13 protein-coding genes and 1 tRNA gene are annotated in these 18,945 nt (G+C 29.5%); 11 read left to right on the top strand and 3 right to left on the bottom strand.

Going from position 1 to position 18,945, the window contains the following annotated elements; all coding sequences use genetic code 11:
* The first annotated feature begins 16 nt into the window (after positions 1-16).
* From rplI to DRF75_RS01535, 8 genes are all read left to right on the top strand, one after another.
* Entirely contained in the window at positions 17-643 is a 627-nt protein-coding gene (rplI, locus tag DRF75_RS01500) for a 50S ribosomal protein L9 (protein ID WP_045171109.1), read from the top strand.
* A gap of 63 nt (positions 644-706) precedes the next feature.
* On the top strand, positions 707-1,972 hold the full coding sequence (glyA, locus tag DRF75_RS01505) for a serine hydroxymethyltransferase (protein ID WP_129992542.1): 1,266 nt from the start codon (positions 707-709) through the stop codon (positions 1,970-1,972).
* A gap of 180 nt (positions 1,973-2,152) precedes the next feature.
* Positions 2,153-2,482 carry an iron donor protein CyaY gene (cyaY, locus tag DRF75_RS01510; protein WP_045171062.1) on the top strand — a complete coding sequence of 110 codons (330 nt, stop codon included), beginning with the start codon at positions 2,153-2,155 and terminating at the stop codon, positions 2,480-2,482.
* A 2-nt stretch (positions 2,483-2,484) separates the two neighbouring features.
* Positions 2,485-4,230 (top strand): ABC transporter ATP-binding protein, encoded by a 1,746-nt coding sequence (locus tag DRF75_RS01515; RefSeq protein WP_045171060.1) that lies wholly within the window; start codon positions 2,485-2,487, stop codon positions 4,228-4,230.
* Between the two features lie 877 nt (positions 4,231-5,107).
* On the top strand, positions 5,108-6,904 hold the full coding sequence (sdhA, locus tag DRF75_RS01520; protein WP_045171059.1) for a succinate dehydrogenase flavoprotein subunit: 1,797 nt from the start codon (positions 5,108-5,110) through the stop codon (positions 6,902-6,904).
* A 36-nt stretch (positions 6,905-6,940) separates the two neighbouring features.
* Positions 6,941-7,717, top strand: coding sequence for a succinate dehydrogenase iron-sulfur subunit (locus DRF75_RS01525; RefSeq protein ID WP_045171058.1), 777 nt, complete (start codon positions 6,941-6,943; stop codon positions 7,715-7,717).
* A gap of 997 nt (positions 7,718-8,714) precedes the next feature.
* Positions 8,715-9,572 (top strand): FAD-dependent thymidylate synthase, encoded by an 858-nt coding sequence (gene thyX / locus DRF75_RS01530; protein ID WP_045171082.1) that lies wholly within the window; start codon positions 8,715-8,717, stop codon positions 9,570-9,572.
* Positions 9,573-9,894: 322 nt separating this feature from the next.
* Positions 9,895-11,106: a multidrug effflux MFS transporter gene (locus DRF75_RS01535; RefSeq protein WP_045171077.1), complete on the top strand. Its 1,212-nt coding sequence runs from the start codon at positions 9,895-9,897 to the stop codon at positions 11,104-11,106.
* A gap of 724 nt (positions 11,107-11,830) precedes the next feature.
* Here DRF75_RS01535 and ruvB read toward each other — a convergent pair.
* From ruvB to ccmC, 3 genes are all read right to left on the bottom strand, one after another.
* The gene (ruvB, locus tag DRF75_RS01540; RefSeq protein WP_045171076.1) at positions 11,831-12,820 is read right to left on the bottom strand and encodes a Holliday junction branch migration DNA helicase RuvB; all 990 of its coding nucleotides are present in this window, start codon (positions 12,818-12,820) and stop codon (positions 11,831-11,833) included.
* 1,484 nt (positions 12,821-14,304) lie between these two features.
* Positions 14,305-14,877: a Holliday junction branch migration protein RuvA gene (gene ruvA / locus DRF75_RS01545; protein ID WP_045171081.1), complete on the bottom strand. Its 573-nt coding sequence runs from the start codon at positions 14,875-14,877 to the stop codon at positions 14,305-14,307.
* An 8-nt stretch (positions 14,878-14,885) separates the two neighbouring features.
* Positions 14,886-15,590, bottom strand: coding sequence for a heme ABC transporter permease CcmC (gene ccmC, locus DRF75_RS01550; RefSeq protein WP_045171075.1), 705 nt, complete (start codon positions 15,588-15,590; stop codon positions 14,886-14,888).
* Between the two features lie 416 nt (positions 15,591-16,006).
* Here ccmC and gmk point away from each other — a divergent pair, with 416 nt between their 5' ends.
* The 3 genes from gmk (at position 16,007) to DRF75_RS01565 (ending at position 18,191) form a co-directional block, all read left to right on the top strand.
* On the top strand, positions 16,007-16,636 hold the full coding sequence (gene gmk, locus DRF75_RS01555) for a guanylate kinase (protein WP_045171080.1): 630 nt from the start codon (positions 16,007-16,009) through the stop codon (positions 16,634-16,636).
* A gap of 532 nt (positions 16,637-17,168) precedes the next feature.
* A complete protein-coding gene (folD, locus tag DRF75_RS01560; protein WP_129992543.1) occupies positions 17,169-18,071 on the top strand; it encodes a bifunctional methylenetetrahydrofolate dehydrogenase/methenyltetrahydrofolate cyclohydrolase FolD in 903 nt (300 codons plus the stop codon).
* Positions 18,072-18,118: 47 nt separating this feature from the next.
* Positions 18,119-18,191: transfer RNA gene (locus tag DRF75_RS01565), tRNA-Val, on the top strand.
* The last annotated feature ends 754 nt before the right edge of the window (positions 18,192-18,945 follow it).

Consider the following 18,945-nt stretch of genomic DNA (forward strand, 5'->3'; position numbering starts at 1 on the left):
TGTTTGTAGGTTAATGATGTTATCAATTATTCTAAAAGAGAGTATTAGAAATCTTGGTAAGGCTGGTGTAGTAACTAAAGTAAAACCAGGGTATGCGAGGTATTTATTGGCGCAAAAAAAAGTAGTTAGGGCAACTAAAGAAAATTTAAAGAGTTTAGAAGAACAATATTTGGTAATTGAAAGGGAAAATTTAGAAAAGTTAGAAGCGGCAAAAGCTTTAAAGTTATCTTTAGAAGATGAGTTCCTAATTATAACTAGGCAGGCAGCTGATGATGGGAAGCTTTTTGGTTCTGTAACTCCAAAATGTATATCTAAGTTACTGTCTGATAAGGGGTATAATATACATTATCGTAATATATTTTTTTACTCTGTAATTAAGTATATTGGTGAATATGTAGTTAATTTGGAATTACACCCTGACTTAGTGCTTCCTATTACACTTTATGTAGTTAAGAATGATTTAGGTGCTATGCAAGCACAAAAGTTGCATGCAGAAAGGAAAAGAAAAATAGAAAAAGAAAAAGTAGAAGAAGGAAGTGATACACCAGTGGATGAGAGTTTAAAGCTTGATAGCGTTAGTGATGATATGGATAGTAGTGGTGTAAAAAATGGTAGAGAAGAAGAAAGTAATATTATAGAGTAATAAATATATCTAATTGTAATAACGCTGTTAAGTTTTTTTTTAGTTTATTACGGGGTTATTTCTATGGTTAGATATATCTTAGATAACAATTTACAAGATGTAGATGTAGAAGTTTTTGACTGTATTTCCGGAGAATTAAATCGGCAAAATTCTCAGTTACAGTTAATAGCATCAGAGAATTTTGTTAGTAAAGCAGTTTTAGAAGCTCAAGGTTCTATATTCACGAATAAATATGCGGAAGGTTATCCTGGTAAAAGATATTATTGTGGATGTCACTTTGCAGATATTGTAGAGAATCTGGCAATAGAACGTTTATGTAAGTTATTTGGATGTAAATTTGCAAATGTTCAGCCGCATTCTGGTTCGCAAGCTAATCAGGGTGTATTTGCTGCGTTATTAAAACCAGGTGATACAGTAGTTGGATTATCACTTGATTGTGGTGGTCATTTAACTCATGGTTCTGCTCCTAGTATTTCGGGTAAATGGTTTAATGCTGTTCAGTATCAAGTTGATCGTAATACTGCTTTACTGGATATGGATGAAATAGAAAAGCTAGTGCTTGAGCATAATCCAACATTAATTATTGCTGGTTCATCTGCTTATCCTCGTACAATAGATTTCAAAAGATTTAGAGAAATAGCTGATAAAGTTGGAGCATATCTTTTAGCTGACATATCTCATTATGCTGGATTAATTGCTGCTGGAGAATTTCCTTCACCTTTTGAATATGCTCATGTTGTTACATCTACTACTCATAAAACTTTGCGTGGTCCTAGAGGTGCAGTCATAATGACTAATTGTGAAGATATCTATAAAAAGGTTCAATCTTCTATCTTTCCTGGTATGCAAGGAGGTCCATTAATGCACGTTATTGCTGCAAAAGCTGTAGCATTTGGAGAAGCATTGAAACCTGATTTTAAAGATTATGCAAAACAAATAATTAAAAATTCTAGAGTTTTGGTTGAAGTATTTAAAGAAAGGGGGCTTAATATTGTTACAGATGGCACAGATTCTCATATAGTCTTAGTTGATTTGCGTCCTAAAGGTGTTACAGGTAAGGATGCAGTGCTTGCGTTGGAGAGATTAGGAATTATTTGTAATAAAAATGCTATTCCTTTTGATACAGAAAAACCTTTTATAACTTCTGGCTTGCGATTTGGTAGTGCTGCTGAAACATCTAGAGGTTTACAAGAATCAGAGTTTAAAGAGATTGGTAATATGGTCTGTGACGTTATTGATAATTTAAAGGCTAGTGATGCTGTTAAATTATCTGTTGAACAGGATGTGATAAGAAAAGTTAAAGAATTAACTTCTGATTTTATTTCTTAAGTAAATGTAAAGTAATATCATGTAATATTTTAAAAGATTAAATAATTTGTTATTATTAATTTGTATTGCCTATTTTTTTAATAAGGTTAGCATGTAGCTAATCTTATTTTTTAATTCTTTGGTGATGGTTCATGTTGTATAAATATTTATTACTATAGGTTGGACTGTAAAATGGAAAAAATGTCACATTCTTTGTGTATGTCTGATTTTCAGAATTTATCTTATAGCCTTTTAAATACTTTAACTGAAATGATAGACAAAGTAGATGTTGATGGTGTATTAGATTGTGAAAATTGCGATGGAGTAGTGAAAATATCAGATAATAATGGTAACTTGTATATTATTAATAAACATGAGCCTTCTATGCAAATTTGGGTTGCTTCTCCTATTAGTGGGTCAGTAAGATTTAGTTATGATAAATCCTTAAATGCATGGATAAATGGTAAAAATGATGAGTTATTTAGTTTTCTAAGAATTGAGATGAAGGTATTATTTGATATTGTGATGTAAAAATGAAAGCATTATTTCAGTTTGTAAAGCCTCATTTGTTATATTTTATATTTGCATATTTAGTAGTTGCTGTATCTTCTATAACAATTTTAGCGTTTGGATATGGTTTACATAATTTAGTGGATTCATGGGTTGCGACTTCTGATGTTAGTTCTATCAACAATTCATTATTGTTTTTACTTGCTATAGTTTTAATAGTTGCACTGACATCCTTTTTACGATTGTGGTTGACTGGGTATGGTAGTGAAAGGGTTGTTCTTGGTATTAGGCTAAGGTTATATAATAAGATCATACATTTTTCTCCAAGATTTTTTGAAAGCAATAGTATATCAAGTTTGATTACAAGATTAATGGCAGATACATCAACTCTTCAAGTCATTTTGAGTGCTAGTATGTCAACAATACTGAGAAATGTAACTACTTTGCTTGGTAGTATTGTAATGTTAATACATACTAATTTTAAATTGACTATGTATACTGTGGTGGTCATTCCAATAATTTTGGTAATTTTGACTTTTCTTGGAAAAAAAGTAAAACTATTATACAGTAAAGTACGTTTAGGTATTGATGATATAACTTCTTTTGTTGAGGAAACATATCGCGGTGTGTATGTTATACAGTCTTTTTCAAAAGAAGAACTTACAAAACAGAAATTTGCAAATTTACTTACTAGTGCACTGAGTATAACAAATAGATATATTGTTCTACGTGCATTGTTGGTTACGTTGATTATAACTTCTGCTATGGTATCCATAGGGTTTGTTTTATCACTTGGGATAAGAGAAGTATTAAATAGTAATATAACTGTTGGTTCTCTTTTTTCTTTTATATTTTATGCAGCAATAGCTGCTGGTTCAGTGAATAATATGGGAGATAATTTCAATGATATACAAAAAGCATCTAGAATTGCAGGAGATATTTCTAAAATATTATCAATGCCTTCAGATATTATTGAAGTAGCGAATCCACAGGAAATTAAAGAAATAAAAGATAAAGTTTCAATAAATAATGTCACTTTTCATTATCCTAGTAAGCCAGATGTTCCTGCATTGAAAAATGTATCATTTACTATTGATAAAGGACAAGTTGTTGCATTAGTTGGTCCATCTGGTAGTGGTAAAAGTACTATAGTAAATATACTATTACGTTTTTATGATATCAGCACAGGAAATGTTACTATTGATGGTATTGATATAAAGGAATTATCAATAAAGAATTTACGTTCTCTTTTTAGTGTTATACCTCAAAGTCCTATAATGTTTTCTGGAACAATATGGGATAATATCACTTATGGTGTCACTGAGGCTACATATGAAGAGGTCAGAAAAGCAGCACAAATAGCTTGTATACTTGATTTTATAGAAAGTCTACCAGAGAAATTTAATGCTTTTGTTGGTGAAAGAGGTTTATGTTTATCTGAAGGGCAAAAACAAAGAATTGTTATAGCAAGAGCTATATTGAAAGATTCAGGTGTGTTGATATTAGATGAAGCTACATCTTCTTTGGATTCAAAGAATGAACAATTAATACATGATGCTTTAGATAATTTAAGGGGTAATAAAACAATGCTTGTCATAGCTCATAGGTTGTCGACTATTATTAAAGCAGATAAAATAATTGTGTTCAATAATGGATGTATTGATGATATAGGTACACATAAGTCGTTGATAAGTAAGCAAGATGGTTTATATACAAAATTAGCGAAATTACAGTTATCAAGTGATTATTTTTCAGATGATCATCAGTAAAATCTGTTTTTTTCTTATAATTTATAATGATGGAGTATTTTATATGCTATAGTGACAGTGAGTAATGGATATGCAGTATTTTTAGAAATGGAAAATTTGCATAATAAATGATGCTGAAGTGTGCTCCACTCTTAAATATAATGTATGCTTAATATGGATTTGAGTGATAAATGTATTGTCAATCAGTATTGGTTATCAATAAGTAGTTTATTTAATAACATGCATTAATAGATATTTTTGTTTTAATAGATAGATTTGTTTAAGCATATCATATGTGTGAACTGATGTTATATATTTTAAAAGGTATGTGAGTAATATTTAAAATTATAGATATGTTAACAATAGGCGAGAGTTATCAATAAGTAGTTTTTGTATGCTCAATTTGTTTATAGAATCTATTAGTACATATTTCTATTTTGATAGATAGATTGTTAAGAATGTTAGGTATATTATCTAATGGTTATATTAATGTTACAAGATATATATTAAAAGTAGTATTGAAAATTATTAATATGTTGACAATACATATTGGTGATCAGTGTATGTGTTTGGTTTATTCATGAGGATTTTATAGATGCATATTTTTATTTAATAAGTTAATTATTTTAACATATTAAGTGTGCTGTTAGTGATCATAAAATATGATGCAATTTTTAACTGCTGATAATTTGAAGTTAGAATTGTCTGTTTTTTGAATTTTGTTTGAAATTGATATTATGTAATTAAATATTATTAAGTAAAAAATATGTTTATAGTTGGTTTTTTAATAAAATTATAAGTTACATTATGAACTTATTTAACTTATGAATTATATTGACTCCCTGTGTTATTGTGATAGCCTAATTATGTTTATTATTTTAAAATATTGTTTTTTCCAATGTCTAGTTCTGCATATGATATTATAGATCATGAATATGATGTTGTAGTAGTAGGTGCTGGTGGAGCTGGTTTAAGAGCAACTTTTGGTATGACTAATGTTGGGTTGTCTGTTGCATGTATATCTAAAGTTTTTCCTACACGGAGTCATACAGTAGCAGCTCAAGGTGGTATTAGTGCTGCATTGGGAAATGTTTCTGAAGATGACTGGAGATGGCATATGTTTGATACAGTCAAGGGTTCAGATTGGCTTGGTGATCAGGATGCTATTGAGTATATGTGCAAAAATGCTCCAGAGGCTGTAATTGAGCTTGAGCGCTATGGTGTACCTTTCTCTCGTACTAGTGAAGGTAAGATATACCAACGTCCTTTTGGTGGTATGACTACAGAATTTGGTAAGGGTAAGCCAGCAGTGCGTACATGTGCTGCATCTGATAAGACAGGTCATGCTATACTTCACACACTGTATCAGCAATCTTTGAAATATAATGCTAAGTTTTTTGTAGAATATTTTGCTATTGATTTAATCATGGACGAGGAAGGTCAATGTAAAGGTGTCATTGCATGGTCTTTATGTGATGGTACATTGCATAGATTCCGTGCCCATATTGTTGTGCTTGCTACAGGTGGTTATGGTAGAATATATTTTTCTGCCACAAGTGCACATACTTGTACTGGTGATGGTGGAGGTATGGTGTCTCGTGTTAATTTACCTCTGGAAGATATGGAATTTGTACAATTTCATCCAACTGGTATATATGGTGCTGGATGTTTAATAACCGAAGGTTGTAGAGGTGAAGGTGGATATTTAATTAATTCTGAAGGAGAGAGATTTATGGAGCGGTATGCTCCAAAAGCTAAGGATTTAGCATCTCGTGATGTTGTTAGTAGAGCGATGACTTTAGAAATCAGAGAAGGTCGTGGTGTAGGTCCTAAAAAGGATCATGTATATTTATCTGTAGCTCATTTAGGTGCAAAAGTTATTAGTGAAAGATTGCCAGGTATTAGTGAAACTGCGCATACCTTTGCTGGAGTAGATGTTACAAAAGATCCAATACCAGTTTTACCAACTGTTCATTATAACATGGGTGGTATACCTACAAATTATTATGGTGAAGTTGTTACTTTAAGTAATGGTGAACAAAAAATAGTACCAGGGCTTTTTGCTATAGGAGAAGCAGCTTGTGTGTCTGTGCATGGTGCTAATCGTTTAGGCTCTAATTCGCTACTTGATTTGGTAGTTTTTGGAAGGGCAGCAGCAATTAGAGCAAAAGCATTAATTAAACCTGGCATGTTGCATGTTCCGATAAAGAAGTCATTGGAGGATTGGATAATTGATAGGTTTGATACGTTGAGATTTTCAAAAGGTAGCTTACGTGTATCAGAAATACGTAATAATATGCAGAATGTAATGCAAAACCATGCAGCTGTTTTTCGTACTGAAGAAGTGCTGGAAGAAGGTAAGAAAAATATTAAAAGTGTTGCTGAATCTGTATCTGAAATTGCAGTTGAAGATAGAAGTATGATATGGAATAGTGATTTAGTTGAAGCATTAGAGTTAACTAATATGATTCCACAGGCTGTTGTAACTATGGAATGTGCTGCAAATCGTCAAGAAAGTAGAGGTGCTCATGCGCGTGAAGATTTTCCTGAACGTGATGATGAGAATTGGATGAAACATAGTTTAGCGTGGTACGATTCTGCGGATTGTTCTGTCAAGATAAAATATAAAGATGTTGCTAAAACAACTTTAACAGATGATGTTCAATATTTTCCTCCACAGAAGAGGGTATATTAACAACGTCTCTAAAGTGGTTATTTAAAAGGTTTAACTATGGTTCAATTTTGTTTACCTAAAAATTCTAAGATTAACAGGAATGGTAAAGTTCATCACGCACCTGAAAATGCGAAAAATGTAAAATGTTTTAAGATATATCGATGGTCTCCAGATGATGGCGAGAACCCAAGGATTGATACATTCTTTATAGATCTTGATGAATGTGGACAAATGGTCTTAGATGCTTTAATCAAGATCAAAAATGAAGTTGATTCTACATTAACATTTAGAAGATCGTGTAGAGAAGGTATATGTGGTTCATGTGCTATGAATATTGATGGTACAAATACTTTAGCTTGTACGAAAGCAATATCAGATATTAAATCAGATGTAAAGATTTATCCTTTACCACATATGCATGTTATCAAAGATTTAGTTCCTGATCTAAGTAATTTTTATACACAATATGAGTCGGTTACTCCATGGATGCAAGCTGAAGAACCTAACCATAATAAGGAGAGGTTACAGACAATAGAAGACAGGAGTAAATTGGATGGGATATATGACTGTATATTATGTGCATGTTGTAGTACTAGCTGTCCTAGTTATTGGTGGAATTCAGATAAGTATTTAGGGCCAGCAGCTTTATTACAAGCTTATAGATGGCTTATTGATAGTAGAGATGAAGCATCAAGTAGTAGATTAGATATGCTTGATGATGCATTTAAATTATACCGCTGTCATACTATTATGAACTGTACTAAAACTTGTCCTAAGGGGTTAAATCCTGCAAAAGCAATTGCTCATATTAAACAGATGATGGTGAGAAGGTAATAACAGTATTAGCAAAGTTATTAACCATAGCTGATATTTTGTATAGACAACTTATTAAGTGTCAAACTGTTATATCTACGACTGTAGAAGATGTAATGGTGACATTAAATTGATTTACATTATTAATTATAAGGTTTTTGCTTTACTATGGTTAAGTAAGGTAGTTGATCTATATATTGTAATGAAGTGTATACCTTTCTTAAATATAATGAATTTTTGCTATAGGCGATTTGTTATGTTTTTACGGTGTGATACATGTAAAAATAGAAAGTATAGTAGTTACATTTTTATTGTTTGTGCTGTAAATTTGCAAAGGTTGTATTTTACTTAGATGTGAATAGTAGGTTTCAGAATATGATTACAATCAATATGTGATGTTATTTAATACAATGAATTTTTAGTGTGGTAGGTTATTTTGTTGTGTTGTACATATTATGAATATGGTGGTGACCTACTTGTTGTTTGTACTGTAAATTTGCGAAGGTTGTATTTTACTTAGATTTGAAAGTAGGTTTCAGAATATGATTACAATCAATATGTGATGTTATTTAATGCAATGAATTTTTAGTGTGGTAGGTTATTTTGTTGTGTTGTACATATTATGAAATATGATTGTAACCTACTTGTTGTTTGTACTGTAAATTTGCAAAGGTTGTATTTACTTAAATTTGAATAGTAGGTTTCAGAATATGATTACAATCAATATGTGATGTTATTTAATACAGTTAGTTATTATTATATTTTTGAGTGTTATTATCGATATAGATAGTATAAGAATTACATTTGTATTGTTTTTCTATGAAGTTTATAAAGATTTTGTACTACTAGCTTTATGTGATGGGAAGAATTTTAGCTATGGTGTTAAAAATTTAAATTTTGTAGTATACTGCTTTTGTCATGTATGGTAGGTGTTAATTTTTAAAGCTTGATCTAATGTAGGCAATTGCTAGTATTAAGTATGGGGGATAATTAATGTAAGGGGGTAATGATGGAATTGATGGAGTCTAAGCTTACAAGGCGTACGGTTGTCCCTGAGTTAGAGGAAATTCTTTATAAAGAGTATAAAGTTTTAGATAAAGGATTTGTTAGATTAGTTGATTATATGGGGTCTGATGAATCTGTAGTACAATCTGCTAGAATATCTTATGGTAGAGGTACTAAGAGTGTAAGTCAGGATGCTGCATTGATTAATTATTTAATGCGTCATTCACATACTACTCCGTTTGAGATGTGTGAAATTAAGTTTCATATTAAATTACCTATATTTGTTGCAAGACAATGGGTGCGTCATCGTACTGCAAATGTCAATGAATATTCTGCAAGGTATTCTGTATTAGATCATGAATTTTATGTTCCAGAACATGATCAAATAGCAAAGCAATCTGAAAGTAATGCTCAGGGTAGAGGCAGTAGATTATCTTATGAGGATGCTGATTGTGTTACTAGTCTTTTAATACATGATTCTAATATGGTGTATGAAACTTATAATAAACTTTTGGAGAGAGGTGTTTCTAGAGAAATATCACGTGTTAATCTTACCTTGAATTATTATACCGAGTGGTATTGGAAAATAGATTTGCATAATTTATTACATTTTTTAAAATTGAGATCTGAAATGAATGCTCAGTATGAGATTAGAGTGTATGCAAAAGTTATATTAGAGATTGTAAAAAAATGGGTTCCGTTAACTTATGCAGCTTTTGTTGAATATTCTTTGGAATCACGGCATTTATCAAAAAGTGCATTGGATGTTGTAAGAAAATTAATTGCTGGAGAAAAAGTTGCGCGTGAAGATACTAGTATTGGACAAAGAGAATGGAAAGAATTGATGGCTATTTTAGAAAATGAACGATAAAAAATATCATAAGTTTTGTATGTCTTAGTTGTTGTGTTTAATATATATTAGAATCTTATAGAATTTTAAGTATTTTTAATGTTGTATGTTAGGTTTTATAGGATAATGATATAATAATGTTTTTTTCTTGATCAAATAATTTAAAGATTATTTTAAATATTTATTGTTCTGTATTTAATAGTGTTCTAGGTAATCTATAATTAAATGGTAGATTTGGAATATTAGGTTAAAGAAATTTAGAATAATTTAATTATCTACAATGATTTGGTATGAAATATTATATTAACTATGTGTTTATTAATTAAGGATTTTGTTTTATTTTATGAAAATTTTAAAAAAAAGTATTCTAGTGCTTATTATTGCTGTGATTGTAATGTGTGATATGTCTTCTGATATATATTTGCCTGCATTACCAAAAATTAGTGAATTTTTTAATGTAGACCATACTATTGTTCAGTTAACAGTGAGTTTAAATTTGGTAGGAATCTCTGTTTCTGGATTATTATATGGTCCATTATCTGATTATTATGGACGTAAACCTATTATCCTGTTAGGTATAGGAATATTTATGATAGCAAGCATAATGTGTTGTTTTTCTAATAGTATTATTATGTTAATTATCATGCGTTTTATTCAGGGATTTGGTGCAGGTGTGGCTGGAGTTGTTGGATATGCCATTATTAAAGATATGTATTCAGGGAATGAGTGCGCTAAAAATATCTCTATAGTAAATGTAGCAGTAGCATTTGCTCCTGTGATAGCTCCAATTTTGGGTAGTGCTATTATAGCTCATGGTTATCATTGGAGCATGTTATTTATTACCATATCTATTATGGCAGTATTAGTTTTGGTTAGTTTGTTTATGTTTTTGCAAGAGACTATTTCTTTTGATAGTGTTGATAGTAGTATATCTTTTTTATCTATTGTAAGAAAATATAAAGAACTTATTTTAAATGTTAGATTTTGTGGTTTTGCTTTAATTCAAAGTTTTACCATTATGTGGATTTGGTCATGTGTAGCTAACTTACCATTTATTTTTGTTAATGATATGGGTGTACCTGTTGGTTATTATGGTTATTTTGTTGCTATTAATGTAGCTGCATATATTGTTGGCGCAATTATTAATCAAAGGTTTGTCGATAGGTTTGGAATCAACAATATGTTACTTATAGGATTAATTTTAACTACTTTATCAGATTTGATAGTACTTTTACTTTATCAAATAATTGAAATCAGTCCTTTATTAGCAGAAATTATGTGGATGCCATCTGGCATGGGTATTGCTTTTATTCTTGGTAATAATATGACAGCTGCCTTTTCTGAAATTAAAGAACCAGGAATAGGGTCTGCATTTATTCTGTTTTTACAAACAATTTTTGGTGCATTTGGTATTTATATTTTAGGGTGCTTTTATGATGGTACTCTAATTCCAATAATACTGTTTCCAATAATTTGTTCCGTAATTTGCCTTATAATATATGCTTTTTTACAAGTGACAGATAAGAGTGATAGATCTAAGTTTGTGGATGTATAACTAGTTTTTTTACAATAGCGCATTTTTATAATTTTGAGACTTTTAAATGCGTTATTAATGTAGTTTTTTATTATTTTGAAATATAAGGTAGCTTATTATTAATTTTTTTAGCCAGTATTATTTTAGTCTAGTTACTCTACTATGTGAATCTGTAAGATATAGAGAAGTATTGTTTTGTATTTCAGTATCTTTTATGTTGAATAGTAAATGTAGTAAGCTATTAGGTGAAAGACTAAAAATTACAGGAAAAATTTAGAGAAAATGATAGACAATTATCTGTTTCAGATAGGTTAATGTATTACTTTAATGTAGATTTATATAAAATAGATATTTTTGAGATCAAGTACTTTTGTGATTATTCTGTGGTTATGTAACGTTTATTTTAGGTATATTTCTATGGGTTCTTTTGTATGTTTCTAAAATTTTTTGATGATTGAGTAGTGTTATTGATACATTATTAATCTGAGATATATGTATAGTAGATGGCTGAATTATTATTAAAAAACATGATCGTTTTAATGTGAAATTTTGTGTTTTTTATGCATTGTGCTGAGTATAGTTATATGTAAGGTTAAAATGAGATGTGTCCAACTAATAAACGAAGTTATTAATTGTGTTGTATAGTTTTATGCAGTATGTTTTCACTATTTTTTTGATGTAAAGACCTTTGTTCTTGTGGTATTTCATTTTTGGTCTGAAATAGGTTTTTATTCTCTAAATATTATTAAATGTATGATTGTTCTTTAAGATAAGATATTGCTTTTTGAGTAATTACTCTGCCACGTGGTGTACGTTGTATAAAATTTATCTTGATAAGATATGGTTCTATAGTTTCTTCTATATTTCCTGTATCTTCTGATAACCCGGAAGATATTGTGTCTATTCCAGTTGGGTTGTTGGAATCATATATAAACTTGAGATATTGAATATCTTGTCTATCTAGCCCTAATTTATCAATACCTAAACGTAATAGTGCTTTGTCTGCAAATGTATCTGTAATAATTTTATTGTGTTCTGTTACTTCTATAAAATCTCTTATCCTGCGTAATAATCTAAGTGCAATTCTGGGTGTGCCACGAGCTCTTAATGATATTTCTTGTGCTCCACTGTCAGAAATATTTGTCTTAATAACTTTTGCAGCACGTTGTATTACTTTTATAAGCTCTTCAATTGAGTAGAATTCTAAATGTACTGGTATTCCAAATCTGTCACGTAGTGGGTTTGATAATAATCCGATGCGTGTAGTGGCTCCCACTAAAGTGAATGGTGGTAAGTCTACTCTAAGAGTACGTGCTCCACATCCTTCTCCTACTATTATATCTAGGCAAAAATCTTCCATTGCAGAGTATAGTATTTCTTCTATATTCCGGTTTAGACGGTGTATTTCATCTATAAACAATATGTCTTTTGCTTGAAGATTGGTGAGTATTGCAGCTAAATCTCCTGCTTTGCTTAATAGAGGTCCAGCTGTAGATCTAAAATTTACTTTTAATTCTTTAGCTATTATATGTGCCAGTGTTGTTTTACCAAGCCCTGGTGGGCCATATAATAGTACATGATCCATTGGTTCTTTTCTTGTATAAGCTGCATTTATAAAAATTTTTAGATTATTAACTACACTGCTTTGTCCTATGAATTCATCTAGTAAGTTAGGTCTCATTGAGACATTTTGTTGATCTTCTAGGCATTCAGTACTTTGTAATATATTTTTCATAAGGTTTTCTTATCATGTTTTATGTGTAACTTCGTGTATCCTAAAGTATAAAAGTATAATATATTATTATAGATAAATTAGTAATTTCTTTATAATTAAAAAAAACATTATTATGGCTTCTACATTTTGTGAAAAGCAAGTGTTTTACATGAAATCTATATCAAGTGATATTAAAGCTTATTTGTTTATATAAGTATCATATTGTTAGAATATCTTGCTGTATAAGATACTAAAGGATATAAGTTTATTGATTGAAATAGGATATTAAAAATTAAGATAGGAGTTTGTTAATTAAAGATAGAAAGTTCTGATAATATCACTTAAGTTTTGCATTAAAAGACTAAAGTACTGCTTGTTAAAATTTGTTTTATCTAAATTATTATATCAATTTGTATGTGAGCATTATATGGCTTGAAAATATAACTTAGACTGTGGATGTAATTTTAATGATGATATATGTAAAGAAACTATAAGTGTGATTTAGTAAAAAGTTTGTTTTTCAATAAGTTGTTACATAAGTTTTACCTTAAGAGTGACATGTTTGTATAGTTTAGTATTGCCTGAATGATGATTTTATGTAGATAAAAAATTTTTTTGTCTGAGCTATTGTGCAATTTGTATATGAACTTATGTAACCTGTAAATGCAGAATGATTCTTGACGGTATAGTATTAAGTGTTGATATATAAAGCACTATAAGTGTGATTAGTGATATGTTATAAAAATATTGACTAAACTTTATTTGGAAGTGCCATACTTGTATTGCTTAGTGTTGCTGTTTGAAATTCTGTAAAAAAGCTATAAATTTTATATGAGTAAACTTGTTTAAGTTATTATATCAATATGTATATGACATTATATAACTTGAAAGAGTAGTATATTTATTGAGAATATGATTTTGGTGGTAAAGTATATAAAAAACTGTAAATGTGGTTTAGTAAAAAGTTTGTTTTGCAATAAGTTATTACATAAGCTTTACTTTGAGAGTGACATGTTTGTATAGTTTAGTATTGCCTGAATGATGATTTTATGTAGATAAAAAATTTTTTTATCTGAGCTATTGTGCAATTTATATATGAACTTATGTAACCTGTAAATGTAGAATGATTCTTGAGAGTATAGAGTTTAGATATTGACTAAACTTTATTTGAGAGTGACATGCCATGTATAACTTAGTGCTTCTATTTAAAATGATGTTTTCTATAAAAAAACTATAAATTTTATATAGATAAATTTGTTTCATCTAAGTAATTATATTAACTTGTGTGTAAACATTATATAGTTAGAAATATAGCATAGTATAAAGTATATTGAGTGGTGATTTTATCCAAATAAGCTATATGCTTGAATTTAGCATAACTGTTAAAAATGTAATTTTAAATCATAATGTTTATGTGAAAAAACTGTGATACTAAGTGAATGGAATTTTGTTTTATATGATCTATAGTCTTAATTCATATGGTATGAGTGACATGCTTAGTATAATTATTGTGAAAGCTTTTGTAATGCTCTACGTATGATTTCTTGTATGTTAGCATTAGGGAAATTGGATTTTATTTCTTGTATTGCGTTAAAGGCTTTGAGTTTGTCGTACCCTAAACTTATAAGAGCAGCTAATGAATCATCTTCTTTTATTATCATGGTTTCTTCTATTGGCATCTTACTGATTTTGTATTGAAGTTCAGTTGTGATGCGTCCTGCAAGTTTTTCTCCTATTCCATTTCCTCTAAATGCATTTTTATTGTTACTTACTACTGCAGAAAAGATTTGTTCTGGTGATAGCTTACTTAGTATTGACATTGCTGTTTTATAATTAATGCCATTTATTGTAATGAGCATTCTCATATAGTCTTGCTCTTGTTTATCTAAAAATCCATATAACTGTGTTAAGTTATCTCTATTTACATGGGTTTCTATGTAAAGTTTAATGTTGTTTCCAATTTTACAATTCTGTAAGACCCTCTGTGAAACGTGAACTATGTATCCAACATTACCTACATTTAATATAATGTGATTAATATATATTTCTTCTATGATGCCTGTAAGACTGCCTATCAATACTTTCCTCAAAAAATATTATTTAACAAAATGAGCTTAGAATTAATTTTACGTAAATTGATTAGTGTGTGTGACCTAAGTATTAACAGTATGCAAAATAGCAAACCCAATGTAGCAAACATAGTGAAGAGGGGTATTAACATTGATGTATCAATGGCGATACCACTTTTACGTAGTATGCTTGCAGGTTGGTGTAATGTTGTCCATATGTTGACAGAAAATTTGATCACTGGAATGTTAATTGCACTAAATATTGCAAATATTGATGCAGCTTTCATTGCTCTAGATTCATTGTCAAAAAAGTTCCATAGTGATAAATATCCTAAATAGAGAGAAAGCAATATTAGCATTGATGTTAAACGTGCATCCCATACCCACCATGTTCCCCATGTGCATTTACCCCATATACTACCTGTAATTAAACATATGGATGTAAATGTTAAACCAAGTGGAGCAATTGCATGGGATAAGATTGCTGAAATCACATTCCTCCATACTAGTGCGATAAAGCTGAAAATTGCCATTAATGTATAAGATCCAAGTGAAATCCACGCAGATGGTACATGTAAGTACATAATACGCACAAATTCTCCTTGTTTATAATCTGGTGGAGAAGAAATGAATACCATGTATAAACTACATACTAAGAGAATAAAGAATAATGATACTGTATATGGTAAAATTGACCTTGTATAGCTGATAAATTTACTCATAATATAAAGTAATTACATGATTGTTTAAAGTAACATAGATTACAGGATTAAGCAATCTATATGATAGGTTGTTGTGATATGTCAGTATGTCATATGGCCTAAAAGTTTCGGTATACTTTTATGTGAGTTGTATATATGTAAGCATATTACGATAATTTTCCTTTTATGAAAGATTTTAGTAATTTTGATACATCAAATTGATATTCTCAAATATATGTTTTTATGCAATTAGATTGTATCGATAGTCTGTTGGTTTTATATTAGTGCACTTTAAGTGTTATGAATGATTTTCTTTTTGTTAAGTTATTACTGAATAATGTATAGTGTGGATTTGTTTAAATGATGAAATTTTTGTTATATTGAATATTTATACTCAAGACTTTTATTGTAGTTGTTATGTTTTTGGTAAGTATAAGGTGAATAATAATTTAAAAAGTAGGGGGATAATGTTGGTAATATCTTCTCCTTCTGGGGGCGGTAAAACTACAATCTCACATTTGTTGATTGATAAATTACAAAATGATCTTGTTAGATCAATTTCTGTGACTACTCGTGAGCCTAGAGATGGTGAAGTTGATGGTAGAGATTATTTTTTCGTAACTGAACATGAGTTCATTAATTTATGTAATGCAAATCAAATGTTGGAATATGCTAAAGTTTTTGGGAATTATTACGGCATACCTCGTAAATTTGTTATGGATAATATTACTACTGGTATTAGTGTACTATTTAGTATTGATTGGCAAGGTGCATTTAAATTAATTGATATTATGAGGGAACATGTAGTGAGTGTTTTTATATTGCCTCCATCTATGGAAGAGTTAAAAAGGCGTTTATATAATCGTAGTGGTAAAAGTGATATCGTGAAAAAAAGATTAGGAGAGGCTGCTTTTGAAATTGATCATTGTTATCGTTATGATTATGTGATTGTTAATCATGATATAGAAGAAAGTGTTAACCAAATTAAGTGTATTTTCACTTCAGAAAGGTTGAAAGTGCAACGCAGGATATTACTAAAGCAGTTTATAGATAATTATATTAAATGAAAGAATTAGTATGGTTCATGTGTGTTGAGAATTAACACTTTTATATAAGTGTATTAAAAGCTGACATATTACATTAGTTGATTTTAATTATATGGGAGGTAGTGTAAACCAGATTGAATGTGTTTTTACTTAAGAAATATTGATAGTATAACATGGAATATCCCTTAAACGCTTTGCAGATAATTATATTAAATGAAAAGATTATTATTGTAGTGCTGTACCTGAAAATTACCATTTTTAATATAGATATATTTGAAGCTAAATTAGTTTGATATGAATTTGAAATGCATTAGTTTTTTAATTGGAAGTGAGTTTTGTATATTAATTAAGTTTATTATAAATAAAATATAAGGGTTTTGTGAGTAATAAATAAATTATAAAGGTAATAAACTAAATAAAATTGTGAATATGAAAATTAAAGAAAATTGTTAAGATGTATGATGTGATACTTCAGAAATTTGTTGTTAATGTTTGTTGAAGTTTTCTATAAAATACACTAATCTGTAAATGTAAGAATAGTTTTTGGGCTTTAATGAAAGCGAATATTATAAATGGAAAGGCTATTGCTGAAGATATTACCGGTATACTTGCTACCTGTATTAATGATTTAAAATTGCAGTATAATTTGGTACCATGCCTGATTGTTATACTTGTTGGTGATGATCCTGCAAGTCATTTATATGTACGTAATAAACAGCGAAAAGCTGAAATGTTAGGGTTAAGGTCTGAAACAATATTGTTACCAAGTACTACATCAGAAAGCAGTTTGATTGATAAAATACGTGAGTTGAATAATGATGATAGTGTTCATGGAATTTTAGTACAACTTCCCGTACCTAAGCACATTGATAAAAATTTAATAATTAATACTATTGATGCAAGAAAAGATGTTGATGGATTTCACAATGATAATGTTGGAAGACTCTTTACTGGGCAGAAAAAAAATTGTTTAATACCTTGTACTCCTAGTGGATGTCTTTATTTAATTAAAACTGTCACGCATAATTTATCTGGCAGTGATGCTGTAGTTATAGGTAGGTCAAATATAGTAGGTAAGCCTATGGCTTGTTTGTTATTGGGTGAAAATTGTACTGTTACTACAGTGCATTCAGCTACGCGTAATTTATCTGATTATTGTGCTAAGGCTGATATCCTTGTAGCTGCTGTTGGTATACCTAATTTTGTAAAATCTTATTGGATTAAACCTGGCGCAATTGTTATAGATGTTGGAATCAATTCTGTTGAAGAAGATGGAGTTAAGAAGTTTGTTGGTGATGTTGATTTTGCTGAGGCTAAGAATGTAGCTTCAGCTATTACTCCAGTTCCAGGTGGCGTAGGTCCTATGACTATTGCATTCTTAATGGTTAACACTGTAATAGCTGCTTGTAATCAATCTGGTATTGAGAGTTTTGTTGAAAAATATCTGGACTTGTAATTCTTTATTGCAGTAAATAGGTTTATGGTTTATAAATAAATAATATAGGGCGGTTAGCTCAGTTGGTAGAGCATCTCGTTTACACCGAGGAGGTCAGCAGTTCGAGTCTGTTACCGCCCACTGTATTTATTTTTAATATTTATGTTTCTTTATTATTTGTAAATTTTTTGAAAAGTAATTATCAGTGTATGCATTAAGTAAATTGACAATATAATTCTCTGATTATTTTACTTTTATCAGTATTGACCTTTTTCTGTTGTGTATTACATGTTGTGAATTGTATTGTTAGAATACTTAAAAGTGTAGCTAAAATTGATGTAATATATCTTTGTCTAGATTAGCTTGTTATATTCTATTATTGGGTTCTGTGTCATTGTGTACTGTGATGTATTATGGAATTTTATAGTAAATTTATTTGTAAGGAATTAGCTAAAGTTAAATGTATGCATTTAATTAGTTAGCAATGTGACTTGTAATGATCTCTTACTTATATCAGTTTTGACTTTATAATGCATGCTAAAAATCTATTGTGTAAAGTATTTTGAAATATAACTGAGATTGATGTAATATATATCTTGGTGTAAATTGGCCTGTTATATTCTCTGTATAGAATTTTATAGTAAATTTATTTGTAAGGAATTAGCTAAAGTTAAATGTATGAATTTAATCAGTTAGCAGTGTGATTTGTAATGATCCCTTACTTATGTCAGTTTTGACTTTATAGTGCATGCTAAAAATCTATTGTGTAAAGTATTTTAAAATATAACTGAGATTGGTGTAATATATATCTTGGTGTAAATTGGCCTGTTATATTCTCTGTATAGAATTTTATAGTAAATTTATTTGTAAGGAATTAGCTAAAGTTAAATGTATG

The organism is Ehrlichia minasensis (assembly GCF_004181775.1).
In the GTDB taxonomy this organism is placed as follows: Bacteria; Pseudomonadota; Alphaproteobacteria; order Rickettsiales; family Anaplasmataceae; genus Ehrlichia; species Ehrlichia minasensis.

Coding starts and splice junctions, on each gene's coding strand:
- sdhA (WP_045171059.1), top strand. CDS start 5,108: ATGTCTAGTTCTGCATATGATATTATAGATCATGAATATGATGTTGTA.
- DRF75_RS01515 (WP_045171060.1), top strand. CDS start 2,485: ATGAAAGCATTATTTCAGTTTGTAAAGCCTCATTTGTTATATTTTATA.
- cyaY (WP_045171062.1), top strand. CDS start 2,153: ATGTCACATTCTTTGTGTATGTCTGATTTTCAGAATTTATCTTATAGC.
- DRF75_RS01525 (WP_045171058.1), top strand. CDS start 6,941: ATGGTTCAATTTTGTTTACCTAAAAATTCTAAGATTAACAGGAATGGT.
- folD (WP_129992543.1), top strand. CDS start 17,169: ATGAAAGCGAATATTATAAATGGAAAGGCTATTGCTGAAGATATTACC.
- DRF75_RS01535 (WP_045171077.1), top strand. CDS start 9,895: ATGAAAATTTTAAAAAAAAGTATTCTAGTGCTTATTATTGCTGTGATT.
- glyA (WP_129992542.1), top strand. CDS start 707: ATGGTTAGATATATCTTAGATAACAATTTACAAGATGTAGATGTAGAA.
- ccmC (WP_045171075.1), bottom strand. CDS start 15,590: ATGAGTAAATTTATCAGCTATACAAGGTCAATTTTACCATATACAGTA.
- thyX (WP_045171082.1), top strand. CDS start 8,715: ATGGAGTCTAAGCTTACAAGGCGTACGGTTGTCCCTGAGTTAGAGGAA.
- ruvB (WP_045171076.1), bottom strand. CDS start 12,820: ATGAAAAATATATTACAAAGTACTGAATGCCTAGAAGATCAACAAAAT.
- rplI (WP_045171109.1), top strand. CDS start 17: ATGTTATCAATTATTCTAAAAGAGAGTATTAGAAATCTTGGTAAGGCT.